Annotated in this window: 14 protein-coding genes and 1 tRNA gene; 1 reads left to right on the plus strand and 14 read right to left on the minus strand. The window is 27.4% G+C overall.

Going from position 1 to position 13,823, the window contains the following annotated elements; all coding sequences use genetic code 11:
- Positions 1 to 119: 119 nt before the first annotated feature.
- The 3 genes from Ccar_RS15260 to Ccar_RS27435 all read right to left on the minus strand — a co-directional run bounded on the left by Ccar_RS15260 (position 120) and on the right by Ccar_RS27435 (position 3,686).
- Positions 120 to 1,496, minus strand: coding sequence for a PhoH family protein (locus tag Ccar_RS15260; protein WP_007063555.1), 1,377 nt, complete (start codon positions 1,494 to 1,496; stop codon positions 120 to 122).
- Between the two features lie 360 nt (positions 1,497 to 1,856).
- Complete coding sequence (locus tag Ccar_RS15265) at positions 1,857 to 2,519, minus strand: Type 1 glutamine amidotransferase-like domain-containing protein (RefSeq protein ID WP_007063554.1); 663 nt, start codon at positions 2,517 to 2,519, stop codon at positions 1,857 to 1,859.
- Between the two features lie 177 nt (positions 2,520 to 2,696).
- Complete coding sequence (locus Ccar_RS27435; RefSeq protein WP_007063553.1) at positions 2,697 to 3,686, minus strand: glucosaminidase domain-containing protein; 990 nt, start codon at positions 3,684 to 3,686, stop codon at positions 2,697 to 2,699.
- A gap of 184 nt (positions 3,687 to 3,870) precedes the next feature.
- On the opposite strand from Ccar_RS27435, the gene Ccar_RS26795 reads away from it, so the two are divergent.
- Positions 3,871 to 4,035 carry a hypothetical protein gene (locus Ccar_RS26795; protein WP_007063552.1) on the plus strand — a complete coding sequence of 55 codons (165 nt, stop codon included), beginning with the start codon at positions 3,871 to 3,873 and terminating at the stop codon, positions 4,033 to 4,035.
- A 272-nt stretch (positions 4,036 to 4,307) separates the two neighbouring features.
- Here Ccar_RS26795 and Ccar_RS15280 read toward each other — a convergent pair whose 3' ends face one another.
- From Ccar_RS15280 to Ccar_RS15330, 11 genes are all read right to left on the minus strand, one after another.
- Positions 4,308 to 5,144, minus strand: a complete 837-nt coding sequence (locus Ccar_RS15280; RefSeq protein ID WP_007063551.1) for a methyl-accepting chemotaxis protein — start codon at positions 5,142 to 5,144, stop codon at positions 4,308 to 4,310.
- Positions 5,145 to 5,374: 230 nt separating this feature from the next.
- Entirely contained in the window at positions 5,375 to 5,563 is a 189-nt protein-coding gene (locus Ccar_RS15285; RefSeq protein WP_007063550.1) for an aspartyl-phosphate phosphatase Spo0E family protein, read from the minus strand.
- Positions 5,564 to 5,745: 182 nt separating this feature from the next.
- Positions 5,746 to 5,955, minus strand: a complete 210-nt coding sequence (locus tag Ccar_RS15290; RefSeq protein ID WP_007063549.1) for a hypothetical protein — start codon at positions 5,953 to 5,955, stop codon at positions 5,746 to 5,748.
- Positions 5,956 to 6,522: 567 nt separating this feature from the next.
- Positions 6,523 to 7,392, minus strand: coding sequence for a leucine-rich repeat domain-containing protein (locus Ccar_RS26125; protein WP_007063547.1), 870 nt, complete (start codon positions 7,390 to 7,392; stop codon positions 6,523 to 6,525).
- Positions 7,393 to 7,730: 338 nt separating this feature from the next.
- Positions 7,731 to 9,056, minus strand: a complete 1,326-nt coding sequence (locus Ccar_RS15300; RefSeq protein ID WP_007063546.1) for a GDSL-type esterase/lipase family protein — start codon at positions 9,054 to 9,056, stop codon at positions 7,731 to 7,733.
- Positions 9,057 to 9,854: 798 nt separating this feature from the next.
- Complete coding sequence (locus Ccar_RS15305; RefSeq protein ID WP_007063543.1) at positions 9,855 to 10,778, minus strand: Ig-like domain-containing domain; 924 nt, start codon at positions 10,776 to 10,778, stop codon at positions 9,855 to 9,857.
- Positions 10,779 to 11,153: 375 nt separating this feature from the next.
- Positions 11,154 to 11,228: transfer RNA gene (locus Ccar_RS15310), tRNA-Glu, on the minus strand.
- 75 nt (positions 11,229 to 11,303) lie between these two features.
- Positions 11,304 to 11,591, minus strand: a complete 288-nt coding sequence (locus Ccar_RS15315) for a FeoC-like transcriptional regulator (protein WP_007062184.1) — start codon at positions 11,589 to 11,591, stop codon at positions 11,304 to 11,306.
- Between the two features lie 21 nt (positions 11,592 to 11,612).
- Complete coding sequence (locus Ccar_RS15320; protein ID WP_007062183.1) at positions 11,613 to 12,650, minus strand: methyl-accepting chemotaxis protein; 1,038 nt, start codon at positions 12,648 to 12,650, stop codon at positions 11,613 to 11,615.
- Positions 12,651 to 12,705: 55 nt separating this feature from the next.
- Positions 12,706 to 13,326 carry an HD-GYP domain-containing protein gene (locus tag Ccar_RS15325; RefSeq protein ID WP_007062182.1) on the minus strand — a complete coding sequence of 207 codons (621 nt, stop codon included), beginning with the start codon at positions 13,324 to 13,326 and terminating at the stop codon, positions 12,706 to 12,708.
- Entirely contained in the window at positions 13,298 to 13,615 is a 318-nt protein-coding gene (locus Ccar_RS15330) for a DUF2325 domain-containing protein (RefSeq protein ID WP_007062181.1), read from the minus strand. Before Ccar_RS15330 ends, Ccar_RS15325 begins: the two co-directional genes overlap by 29 nt.
- Between the last annotated feature and the right edge of the window lie 208 nt (positions 13,616 to 13,823).

Consider the following 13,823-nt stretch of genomic DNA (forward strand, 5'->3'; position numbering starts at 1 on the left):
TGCCTAACTTTCAAACTGTATTTATACATAAAATTATTGACATATGTTATCATTTGAATACATTTTAAGTAAATAAAATTTGTTATAAAAAAAGCGGATTAACTCCGCCTCTTAAATTATTATAATCTTTTTGAAGCCTCATATGATAGTGGTGATCTTTCACACTCATTGTAATTCATGGTAACTTGATAACATAAATTACTACCTTTCATTTTTTCTGAAGCATAACAAAGTCCATTTGATCTTGAATCAAGGAATGGTTGATCTATTTGATCTGGGTCGCCTATTAATATAAGTTTTGTCCCTTCACCCACTCTTGTTATAATTGCTTTAACCTGCTTTGGTGTTAAATTTTGAGCTTCATCTACAATTACCCAATTTTTAACTATAGATCTTCCTCTTAAATAAGCTACAGCCTCTGTAGTTATAATTCTTCTATCAAAAAGTTCCTTGATTTTATCTGCTAATTCCTTTTCGTTTTTATATCTCTGCTTTTCATTTGAATCTACTAATATTTCCAAATTGTCAAATATTGGTCTCATAAAAGGTGCTATTTTATCCTCTTCTGTCCCAGGTAAAAATCCTATATCTTCATCCATAGTAACATTTGGTCTGCACACAAGAATTCTTCTATATTGATCAGTATCACACTCCATAATCTTATGAAGCCCAACTGCTAAAGAAAATAAAGTTTTAGCTGTACCTGCTGGCCCCTTTACTATAACTAAAGGAGCTTTCTCTGCATCTGTAAACAATGCTTCCATCATAAATTTCTGCCCTACATTTCTTGGACTAATACCCAAAAAAGTATTTTCCTTGCAATTCAAATTTACTACTTTGTCACCATTAAATCTCCCTAATGCTGTTTGCCTAGGATTTTCACTGCAGTGAATTATAACAAATTGATTAGTATAAAAATTAGGTACAACATATTTTCCTTGTGTTTCTTCATAACATAAAACATCCTTTATTTCTATAAATTTATTATGATAAAATTCTGATATTTTTTCACTTGAAGCATAAACATCAATTCTTCCTGTATATTGATCTTCATTTTCCGGTACTACCTTTTCATAAAAATCTTCCACATCTATACCAACAATATCTGCTTTAATCCTCTCAAAAGTATCTTTTGTAATAAGGCATACATCTTCTCCTTGTTCCTTAAGAGCTTTACAAATCTGTATTATTCGATTATCTGCCTTGTTTTTATCCCAGCATGGAGGTATTTCTGTATCATAATGGTTCATTTCTACCCTCAACTTTCCTCCTCCTGGTATATTAACTCCTTCATTAAGCTTTCCCTGCCTCCTAAGCCTATCTATAATTCTAGCTGCATGTCTAGCATTAGCACCTAAATCATTCTTTTGTTTTTTAAAACTATCCAATTCTTCTAATACTATTTCAGGTATAATTACATCATTATCCCCAAAAGTGAAAATAGCTCCTGGTGAATACAGAATAACATTTGTGTCCAAGATATAGGTTCTCTTCAAAATTACTCCTCCCTTCTCCCATTACTAATATTATATTCACTACATTTTATAAATGTATTAAAATTTATTAAAATACAATTTTATTGCATTAATTTAAATAAGCACTAGTATTTTCACTAGTGCTTACCTAAAACAAAATATATCTATAATAAGGGGTACTTATTATATTTTTAAATTTTCCTCTAAGGTTTATTTCCTTAGGACAATTATTATTATTATATATAATAATTGTTACGATCTTGTTTAATATTTGTTATATGTTAGTGTACATTTTTTAACATTCTATGAATAAAACACCTGGAATTAACCAAGTGCTTTATTCATAGGATATTAAAGACGCATTTTATGTAAAATTAAAAATTACTTACTAAATGTATATGTATCTCCTAATAATGTGGTTACATTATTATCAATAATTATTCCTCCAGTATTTTTAATTGCATACACTGTATCTGATTTTTCGCTTAGTACCTTGTTTATGTACTTCTCTTGTGTTTCTGTCCCCTCATAATGTACTTGAATATCAAAGTTGTTAATAAAATCCAGCCCCTTATTATATGAAAATGTATCATAGTCTTCATCTGGAGTAATATGATAATCTTTTATCTGAATCATTGCACCGGCACTACTTCCAATGATTGTACCTTTAAAGTTTTCAATTTCATTTATTAAATCAAACTCCTTTAGCCTGTACATCATTTTATCAGGTAAGCCTCCAGTGAAAAATATTATATCACTACTTCTTATTTTATCTTTTGCACTTTCTCTAGTATCTTTAAAATAGTTTATGCATTCTATATTTTTTTCACTAACTCCATAACTCGAGAACGTTTTCTCTATAACTTTATAATGCCTTCCTTTATACTTATTAAATTCACTCTGCCACTCCATATCGTTTTTTATATCTTCATCAAAAGAAAATGGAATTATTAGAACTCTATTATTAGAGTTTATATACTTTGATACCATATTTTTTGCCCATTTTTCATTGAAGTTATATAAACTAAATAACATATTTACCATTGATATTCCCCCCTGGTTTATTGAGCATGTTGTGCCATTTTTATTTAACTAATGGTTATTATATCACATTTTTTCTGTAAACTATATGAAAGATATTATATTAACAAAGGTTTCTACTGCTGCATCAAAATATCATTTACTATGATGCAGCAGCATATCTTTATAATCTTAAATATGCTATTTTAAAATTTTATTCCAATCCTTTTCTCTGATCACTCCATCTGCTCCATAAACACTCCATATACCAGCTTTGACTTGCCATACCTTAACTTTTTCAACTGTATCAATATCCCATAATTCATTTTTTGGCGTTATACCTATATACCACTTTATAAACTTTGTAGCTATAGGATTAGAAGGCCACCCTTCTCCTATAGTTGGTTTCTTAGTTATCAAATTCAGAGCATTTATAAAACTGTTATCTATATTACTACCACTTGGTAAATCAACTATATATCTAAATTGTATTATAGCCTGTTTAGTTTTATTATCTATACTTCCTGTAGCATTGCTTTCTCCTGGCTCAAGGCAGCTAAGCCTCTGTAAATCATGTTGAATAGACTTAATAAAAGCATATGTCATGCTATTATCAAGAGTATTTACAACTGCTCCATCTTGAACTATTGTGACTTCATCAACAACAGTATTATTTAAATTTATTTGTTTTTCTGAACTATTACTTAACAGTTGATTTAGGAGCTTTAATAATTTACTAGAATAGCTTTTATCACTAGCCCAAACACCACTACCTAAATTTTCAATGTTAGGTGCTATACCTCTTATTACATATTTAAATCTTGGATCTATCAGTATTTCATTTTTAGGCAGAGGATTAGTAGTGCAATAAGCATATAAGTGCTGTACGTGACATTTTACTCCTTCATCCTCTGTAGTAAAAATTAATGCTTGTCTTCTGCCATTATTGTCCAGAGCACCTAATCCAGCATAATTGTGCATATCTAAAGTAGTAATTGAAGTATCTGAATACCTTAAATAATTTGTTTCCAAACACATTTGAACCCAAATACATTCAAGTCTTATGCCATAAATATCACAATACTTTCTATAAATATTTGCTAAATATGGTGCATTAGAATTTTGCTTTCTGAGAAAATTTTCACATTGTTTTGGTGTTATGAGCGATTTTCCCATTATTGGTGTATTCATAAAAACATCTCCCTTGTTAGTTTTTGTCATTTGCTGATACATATCTGATATATACTATTTGATTTTCAATCAATTTGTGCATAATTATATTATTGTTAACTTTTTTAATTTAGGTTACCAAAATAGTATTTCTGCATATATGTATGTAATAATTATTATTAATATAAAAGTGGAGAATGAAGATATGGAGATATGTGTAGTATTTAATACTTGGGGAAAAGAACCATTTATTATTAAACGCTTTAACAGTGAATATGAAGCTATTAAAAATATAATAGCCAAAGGATTTGATGTTTTTGCCCACAATACAGATGGTATAAGATTTATAATACAGACTTTTAAATACTAACTAATATATTTTAACTAAGCAAAATGCAGTATTTTTGTAACTATCATGGCATCCTAAAACCCATATATTTTAGAAATATATGGGTTAATGCTGCAATTTGAGGGTTATATTTCTTTATATTAAATACCACCTAATTTTACGAATTAAGCTGATATAAGTTCTATAGACTTTTCAAAAATAATGCCACATCATTCAAAATATAGGCCTTATACTTTTCATACAAAAATCAATCTTCATTAAATTTAACCCATTGTGTTCTATAGGTCACATCCTTAAATTTTTTTAGCTAGTTCTTTCAATATTTCAGCAGTTGAAGATAATTCTTGAATAGATGAAGTTATTTCCTCTATTGCACTACTTGCTGCTTCAAAATTTGAATTTGATTTATTTATACTACTAGTAACAAGTTCCATTGAGCCAGTAATTTCTTTTAAAACAGAATTAATCTTTTTAACTGATTCACTACTTGATTTAGATAATTTCCTTATTTCTTGTGCAACTACACTAAAACCTTTTCCACTATCTCCTGCTCTTGAAGCCTCAATAGCTGCATTTAGTCCCAAAAGATTAGTCTGACTGGAAACACCTTGTATAAATTTCAAAATTTCATTAGTGTCTTCAACATTATTATTAGCCTTATTCAGTGCATTATAAGTATCAGAATTTGAATCAACTATTTTTTGGATTTCTCCGCAAATATCATTGCTTGCCAAAGACATTTTTTTTAGAGAACTTGATACGTTTTCAGAAAGAGTTAGTACTTTATCCATATTTTCAAGACTTTCTGCTGCTAATAAAAGACCAATCACATTATTATTGTTATCTTTAATTGGAATCGAATAAGATCTAAAAGGTACTCCATATAATTCTTTAGGAAGAATTTCTACTACTGGTTTTCCAGACTTTAACGCCTTTCCTGGAGCACCTGCTTTAGGTGTTGGCTCTCCCTCTTTACTACGTAAACTTAATTTATCGCTACAAAGTATTTTCAAAATTTTTTCTGTATCAGTAATATAAATAGTTACATGATGATCAAAAAGTATATCTATGTATTGTAGTGATTCATTTAAAGAGTCAAATATTGTATTTTCAACAATTGGCGGTAACATATTTTTTCCTCCCCTGTAATTTATTATAAATACAATATATATTATACAACTTATACCTATAAATTAAAATATTTACTAATATTAGCATATTAGAATGCATGGATATCTGTTTTAAATTCAACCTCTACTATAACTAACCCAAATAAATAAGCATCAGTATTTCTACAAATGCTTATCTAATATAAATAATATTTTGTTTTTTAGAATACTTCAAATTCCCTATATATAGTTTAAGCAACTTGTACATTTTTATTATGTATAAGTTTATTGTAGTCATTTAATAAGGAATCGAGCCTTTGACTTATTTCAACCATTTCATCATCGGTTAGGCTTACTCCTCTTTCAATAATAACATACATACATCTTCTCATATTGTCAATTTCAGTAAGCAAACATTCACACTTTTCCATATTTTTCATGGCTACACCTCCCTATATAATCTTTCCATTTTATGATAATCTTTCTATTTTTATTATATTCCCTATTTTCTAAACTTTCAATTATTTGCTGTCTTATTTTTTATATTTTTATACAAAAGAGCACTCTGCCTACAGAGTGCTCTATAACATTAACCATATTAAACTGTAATTATACTTTATATCTAATTTTTCATATTAACGTTTTTTCTGTACTTATCTTTTTTGCTTTCTTCTATAACTTTTATATTATTATTCTTTGTAGCTACATATAAATAACATGGATTCTTTACACAAAATATATGTGATATTCCTACTGTTACATACTCCACTACTCCATATAACCCTTTCCATTCATTTTCATCTTGTATTTGTACTATATCTCCAACTTTCATATGTTACACCTCTTCTAATTTAAATAAGCATCAGCAATATTTTTAATCATTTTCACCAAAAAAACAAAATATATTCATTTGTTAAAGGAATGCTTATTATATTTTCTGGTTTTGTACCAATATTTATCTCCTTGGAATAAATATTAGTATATACTTTTAAAATATTTTGTGAATAAATCATTTTTAGCTAACCTAGTATTTATTTTTATACTACATTGAATAATGAAGAAAACCTTTAAAAAACACAGTTTAATATGACAAATTTCTACACTTTATTGCAATTTTATTTTAAACAAAAATAAACAAGTTTTCAATAGAAAACTCATTAAATAAATTATTAGAGTATGAATTTTTTCAAATATATTCCTATAATGAGTACTTTTTATACCAAAAGAATTGTAAATTGATTCCGTGCCTTTACTATTTAATGAATATTACCAGTTATAACTAGCATTATTCATTATACAATTAAAAGAGCTTAAATAAATATCCAAGCTCTTTTAGTACTTGTATTCAATTTTTATATTGCAATCATAAAATCTTTAAAGACTGTATAATATAATTAACCTAGTTGATTGTAACCTTAGGTAGAGCATTTTTTAAAGATTGCACATTATCGTTACTTAATTGGTTACCTCCTATATAAAGTTCTTGTAAATTAGTTAATCCCCTTAATGAGCTTGTATCACTTATTAGATTATTAGCTAAATTAAGCTTTTTTAAGTTAGTTAAATTTTTTAATGCTCCTATATCATTTATTTGATTACAATCTAAGTTAAGTTCTTCCAACCTAGTCAAACTCTTCAGTAAACTTATATCACTTATATTAGTAGTAGATAAACTAAGATATTTCAAATTGGTCAAATTTTCTATTCCACTAAGATCCTGTATAGAATAATTATCAGCATAAAGCATTATTATCTTTTCAACATCACCTTTATAAATATCTCCTGTTGGTTTATGCACTACTGCTCTAATCCTGCTTTCTAAAGCTTTACTTTTAAAATTTACTACACTAGTATCAGTATTTCCAATAACATTTAAATTATCCTTTGTCACTTTTGTAGTAGCAATGGATGTTGTTGCAGTATTAGTATTTTCTAAAAATCCTGTAAAATCAAAAGTTTTGCCTTCCGTTACTTTGAGCACTGCTTCTTCATTTATAACTGATGTAGATACATATACTTTTCTCACATCATCATAGTATGCTGCAACTGATACTTTATTTTTTATAAAATTTTCATATAAAGCTCCATTATCAGTATCTCCTAATACTGAAGCTGATGCTGATGATTTTAAATCTGTATAGTTGTATTCATAATACTTACCATCTTTTCCCGTTATAATCACAGAACTTGCCTTAGCACTAACTATCGAAGTTGATAATGCTAAAGTCAGTATTGTTATTAATAAAATCACTAATTTTTTTTTCATCATTTTAAAAATCCCCCTAGTCTTGTTTAACTTTCATGTTTTTACTATATCTAAAACTAATATTCTACACATTTCCCATAAATCCTCTATATATCATAAATATTTATCAAAATACCTATAACTATATTCGCTTTAGCATATGTAATTGAATAACCTCAATAGAATACATTAACTATATTTCAGGTATTCCAGCAAAAAAAGTACTAACTATTTTCAATTAGTACTTTTCATACAAATTTTTATTTACTTCTCAAAAGTATAATTCACCCTAATATCTAAGGTCCCTTGATATATATTTGTACTTACCATTATACTTATATATATCTATTAGATCTAATTAATTATTTCAATCCACCTAAAGAGTCTACTTTAATTAAATTCCAAAAATCTTCACTAATAATTCTATATCCTTCAATAGTTGGATGTATGTCACCAGGAAGATATTGTTTTAAATTACTATTCATAGATTCATATGTATCAACATAAACAGGTGGTACTGCTGTGTCTTTAAAACTATCTACTACATTTTTAACGGAGCTATTAAATCCTGTTAAAAGCTGTAAAAATACTGTTTCCTGCTGTGTTGATAAATTTGGTAATGCATTGTAATAACCCATAATATAAATTTTTGCATTAGGGTTAATAGTTTTTATTGACTGAATTATAGCAGAAATTTTTCCGCTTACTGTTCCTATTTGTGTAGGAAAATCAACATTCTGTCCACTTAAATAAGCTCTAAGCAAAGACAATAAATCATTTGCACCAATGTCTATAGTTACAATTTCAGCATTATTAATAGAATTAATTACCTGAGTATCTTTAAGCTGACTTAAAACATCTGCTGTTGTGTATCCTGATACACCATATTTACTGTAACTTTTCAAAAGGCCTTTATTAGCTAAATTGCCTGCAATAATATCTGTATAACCATATCCGCTTGTTATATTATATGGTGTCTGACCTGATGCCAGTGAATCACCTAAAGATACATAATCAAGTTTTTGAAGCGAAGAGGAATTAGCGTTTACAGCTAAAATTAATACAACATTACCCTTATATCCATAAACTGTACCATTAAAAATAAATGTACCTGATTGACTTGTATCTGCTTGCTTATCCCATGTAACAGTTACATTTTTTATACTTCCATCACTCATAATAGCTTGTACTGTACTAGGTAAGCTATAATTACTTCCTTGTCCTGTGATTGCGGTTGTATTACTTATGCTGGCAATTGTATCAGCATTACCAACAACTATATTACCACGAGAAGTTGTTGTAACCTGAATAGGATTTAAATTTATTGTTGGTGTAGATGGATTCTCTAAAAAGCTATTCAAATCAAATTTTTGTCCTGAAGTTATTAAGCTAACTGCAACTTTAGATGCTGTATTAAAATCTACATAAGATTTTCTAACATCATCATAATAAGCACTTATGGCACTCTTTCTTGTTAAAAAATCATTGTATAATTTACCACCTAAATCTCCTGCACCATTTAATTCATACGCCATTGCAGATGTCTTTAAGTCAGAATAATTATATTCATACACCTTTCCATCTGTTCCAATAACATCAATTGCACTAGCCTTTGCAAATACATTGCTAGAAAATAATAAGCTTGTACCTAGGATAGCACCCATTACTAATAACTTAATTTTTTTCATTATATTCCTCCTCATATCCTTGTGGTTTTATAAAAGTACATTTTTATATATAATTCTATAAAATTGTCTTTAAATCCTTTTATTAAATTTAATTATTTAGTGAAAATTTCAAATTATTGCAGCATGATTATTAAACCTATAAATTCAAACCACATAAAAGACTTAAATTTATTAATTGTAGCAATATTAAAATGGTGACAATTAAAATAGTTATTTTTAAGTATTTTATAAATAGAAATAAGCATCAGTATTTCACTAATGCTTTAATAATCAAATTATTTTATTTAATGTTAACGCCCTTTCTTTTATTAGCTTTAGATAATAATACTACTGATGTTAAAAAAATTATCTCTATTCCTAATATTATAAGATTCATACAATAAGCTCCTTTCTCTGAATGCTAATTGACTATATTATACGAAGACATTGTTACATCATTGTGCCATTCTTGTTACATAATTATTTATCTTTATTGAACATTTTGTAAAGTAAATAAGCACCTGTGATATTCACCAGTACTTACCTAAAACAAAATATATCTATAATAAATAGGAACTTATTATATTCTTTTAACTTTTCCTCTAAGATTATATCCTTAGGATAATTATTATCTTACATGGCAGTTATCGTAATCATTTAACCATTTCCCAACTTCCTCTTTTTCATTAAAATCTATTGATTTTATATCAATTTCATTTATTTTTTTCATACTCTATAGCCTCTTAAAATAAAAAGCTATAGAATTAACCTAATAACCCTATAGCTTCATTAGTACTTGTAAGTTAATTTGTTTACTTCCTACCTCATATAATTTTTGAAATCTTCTATAAATTTTTTCACACTTTCTTTTTTAAACTTATTTTGATTAAGTACAGCTTTATCACTAAGATTAATAAAAAAAAGCTCATTGCCAGTAGTAACAAACATTGCCCTAATACCCACTAAATCATAGTTCACTAATTTAAAATCACCATCTTTCAAAGAATACTCTCTTTCTGCTTCAACTATATCATCGTAAAAATTTGAGCCTGATGTTTGAAATACCTTCCACTTACCTTCTTCAGAATAATACACGCTTGCACTACAAACACTTCTTCCATTTATTTTGTTAAAGAAAATAAATCGATTGCTGCTATAAATAATATCATCAATATTATTCAAATTTGGACTTTCTTGATCTAAAACCCTTGATGAAATATAGTAGTATTCAAATCCTTTATCCATATATATATCATCAGCATCCTCATAAGATTTTAATCCATAGTCACTTTTTTGCATATTAATCCCTAACTTAAAATTATTAAAATCCTCATTCACTTCATTTTTTATAGTATCTATACTATATTTATCAGTATTCATTACTGTAAACTTTTTAGTAGTTTCTTCTTTTAATGAATGTCCACTATATGACTTAACATTTTTATTTATAGATATAGTATATGTATCGTTTTCATTATATTTATCTACTGGAGTTATTATAACAAAATTTCCATTTCTATTGTTTTCTACACTTATATTTGTCTTAATTTTTTTTCCATTATTATCAGTTATAATTATATTTCCACTTATTGTACTAGGATCAATACTTTCATTAAATGTTATACACCATGGTTTATTATATGACACATTAAGTTCTTGTGGTAATTCTTTGGCACTAACATAAAAAGTTGTACTTAAACTAATAAGCAATGCCAATTCCCAAATTTTAAATATTTTATTCATATAAACTCTCCCCCAACTAAAATTATGATATTATAAATTATACATCAAACACCACTTATAGTGAATAAATTGATATTATTACTAATTATGGAATGTAACTATTAAAAAATTTTTAATTACCCATAATTTAAAATATTTGATAGTATGGTTTTAGGCACTGGGTTAAAGCAGATGGAACTCCCATCCTAAAAATAGACTGGCATTGATATGAGTAAAAAAGAATTAAAAGTTTAAAAGTCAGATTCATACTTATTTGTCTAAAATGAGTATAAATCTGACTTTGTTTATAGCACCCTAAAACTAGTGCGGGAAAAGTGTGGGAAACTAAAAAAATAAGAGGTCTTACATCTCTGTAAAACACTCTTATTACACTTATGGTAGCCACTAGGGGAATCGAACCCCTGATTCCACCTTGAGAGGGTGGCGTCTTCACCGCTTGACCAAGAGGCCATATTTAACTTACTTGTATATTATATTATACATCACTCGTTAAGTCAAGCAATTAATTACATTTTTTATTAAAATTTACCCAACTCTTTTTAGCATACTTTTTCCTTTATCAGTTATCTTCCAAATGCTTACACTCGCATTGCTATTACTACCACAACAGCTTGATTTTTTCGTGCATCCTTTACTACCACAACCACAACTTTCTGAACAACAATCTATACTATCTTTCTCTATATATCCCTTATGCTGTAATTGAATTATCATCTGTTCTACTAAACCTTCATCTATTCCTAATTCCCTAGCCATTGAACTATTTGAATATACTCCACCTTCAGTTAACCTTTTTAAAATTCTAATTAGCATATCTTAACCACCTTTCAATTTTTAAATGTCTTGAATCAAAGAATTTAATTTTCCAATTTCTTCTTCACTAAATTCCACTTTATTCTGAACTTCAAATACCTTGTCCACAGTGTTTAAAATATCAAAAGACATTTCAGTTACATTATCAGAAGATTTACTTATAGTATTGGCAACTCTATCTACAACATTTGTTATGTCTTCCACTGACACATTTATCTTTTCTGTTGAATCACTTACTTCATTCATAATATTACTGAAATTTATGATTTCTTTATCATATTGCTCACAAACCTTCATATATTTATCATAGTCCTTATTTACAACTTTACTTAAGTAATCCATAACTTCATAGGAACACCTACTTAAATTTTTAACTGAAGAACTTACATTATTAATTACACCATTAATATTTTTCGCAATTTTTTCTGATTCTTCAGCTAGTTTTCTAACTTCTCCAGCTACAACATTAAAGCCTTTGCCTGCCTCCCCTGCTCTTGCAGCCTCAATGGATGCATTAAGAGCTAAAAGATTTGTCTGTTTTGTTATTTTTATAATATCATCTGAAAATGTATATATTTTTTCCACTTCTTTTGAGTTCTCTATTGAATCATTTAAATCACTTTTGATTTTATCTAACATAACCTTAGAACCTTCTATGGACTGTAAAATTTGATTTTTTAAATTTTTTGACTCGTTATTTACTATATGAACATTTTCACAACTCTCTGAAGATTTATCTGCTATTAGAGATGTTAATTTTTCAATTTCTTTTATAGACGAGCTCATTTCTTTTGCCTTATCAGATATATCTGAAATTTCTTCAGTTAATTTTTCAGATATATTTAAATTATTATTTGCAGATTCTTGTATTTCACTAATCAGCATTTTTACATTAGAAGTATTTTCTTTAACTTTGCAAGAAACATCTTTTATGTTATTTAAATTTTCTTTTCTAATGTTACTATCAATCTTAGCATCACTTTCATCTATATCCTGTAATTTATGATTTCCAATAATTGTTCTAAAAAAACAACCTACTTTTTTACATACATTTTTCATTAATGTCTTCACCCCAATTTAAACTTATAACTTTAATCATTAGTAGTTTTTGCACTTATACAGATTTGAAATTAGATATATCCTTTATAAACTTTATATTATTTTCAATGAAATCAACAATAACTGGATCATACATAATATTTTTATTAATCACTATTTCCTCCATACATTGTTCAAAATCCATAGTTTTTCTATAAGGTCTGATTGAAGTCATTGCATCAATAGAATCACATACTGCAATTATTCTAGACCCTAATGGTATTTCTAATTTAGCTAATTTATTTGGATAACCACATCCATTCCATTTTTCATGATGGTGGAGTACAATTTTAGCAATATGTTTTAACTTATTTGACTTATTTAAAATGTCAAACCCTATTTTAGGATGCATTTTTATATGCTTCCATTCATCCTCTGAAAGTTTTTCATTTTTATTTAATATATCATCAGGTACTCCAATTTTACCTATATCATGAAGATGAGCTGCCATATGAATATTTTCTAATTCATTACCTTCTATACCAAGCTTTTTGGATAGTTCATATGCCATGAATGCTACCCTTTCCGAATGTCCCCTTGTATAAAAATCCTTTGCTTCAAGAGCTGTTACCAAGCTTTCTATTATATCGTGGTAAATTTCTGTTTCATTAAATCCAATTATATCTTCTTTTAGCATCTGATATCTCCTTAGCACAATCTTGTATGATATTTTCCATGTGAACCCAGGATCTTTTTGAAAACACAATTTTCACATCAGATTTCTTAGATTCTTCTTTTGCAATACTTGTTAAACTATGACCTACATAATCTACTAATACCAATACCAAATCTGTTTTTTCTGGAATTCTAATTTTTCTGTCGCTTTTCTTTCTTCCACTTATATGATGTATTTTGTCAAAACCTGTTTCCATTAATTTTTCTTTGATATTACAAATATTGTCTCCCCCTATAACTAAAACACTCATAAAAAAACTCCTTTCCAAATTATATTTTTAATTGCTTTTGTAACATCATACTGCAAAACTAATTTTCAATTTATAAATTATGCTTACCTTTTAACACCCATTATTTAATAAAATGAGTATTTATTTAAAGTATAATAATAAACAAATTTATCTAGGATTTAGATGGAATGAAAAAATTCCATCTAAATCAATTACTACAACAAAATCT

Source organism: Clostridium carboxidivorans P7 (genome assembly GCF_001038625.1).
Classification (GTDB): Bacteria; Bacillota; Clostridia; order Clostridiales; family Clostridiaceae; genus Clostridium_AM; species Clostridium_AM carboxidivorans.

Excerpts from the sequence above, each read along its gene's own strand:
- Ccar_RS15265 (WP_007063554.1), bottom strand. The coding sequence starts at position 2,519 with ATGGTAAATATGTTATTTAGTTTATATAACTTCAATGAAAAATGGGCA.
- Ccar_RS27435 (WP_007063553.1), bottom strand. The coding sequence starts at position 3,686 with ATGAATACACCAATAATGGGAAAATCGCTCATAACACCAAAACAATGT.
- Ccar_RS26795 (WP_007063552.1), top strand. The coding sequence starts at position 3,871 with ATGGAGATATGTGTAGTATTTAATACTTGGGGAAAAGAACCATTTATT.
- Ccar_RS15280 (WP_007063551.1), bottom strand. The coding sequence starts at position 5,144 with ATGTTACCGCCAATTGTTGAAAATACAATATTTGACTCTTTAAATGAA.
- Ccar_RS15285 (WP_007063550.1), bottom strand. The coding sequence starts at position 5,563 with ATGAAAAATATGGAAAAGTGTGAATGTTTGCTTACTGAAATTGACAAT.
- Ccar_RS15290 (WP_007063549.1), bottom strand. The coding sequence starts at position 5,955 with ATGAAAGTTGGAGATATAGTACAAATACAAGATGAAAATGAATGGAAA.
- Ccar_RS26125 (WP_007063547.1), bottom strand. The coding sequence starts at position 7,392 with ATGATGAAAAAAAAATTAGTGATTTTATTAATAACAATACTGACTTTA.
- Ccar_RS15300 (WP_007063546.1), bottom strand. The coding sequence starts at position 9,056 with ATGAAAAAAATTAAGTTATTAGTAATGGGTGCTATCCTAGGTACAAGC.
- Ccar_RS15305 (WP_007063543.1), bottom strand. The coding sequence starts at position 10,778 with ATGAATAAAATATTTAAAATTTGGGAATTGGCATTGCTTATTAGTTTA.
- Ccar_RS15315 (WP_007062184.1), bottom strand. The coding sequence starts at position 11,591 with ATGCTAATTAGAATTTTAAAAAGGTTAACTGAAGGTGGAGTATATTCA.
- Ccar_RS15320 (WP_007062183.1), bottom strand. The coding sequence starts at position 12,650 with ATGAAAAATGTATGTAAAAAAGTAGGTTGTTTTTTTAGAACAATTATT.
- Ccar_RS15325 (WP_007062182.1), bottom strand. The coding sequence starts at position 13,326 with ATGCTAAAAGAAGATATAATTGGATTTAATGAAACAGAAATTTACCAC.
- Ccar_RS15330 (WP_007062181.1), bottom strand. The coding sequence starts at position 13,615 with ATGAGTGTTTTAGTTATAGGGGGAGACAATATTTGTAATATCAAAGAA.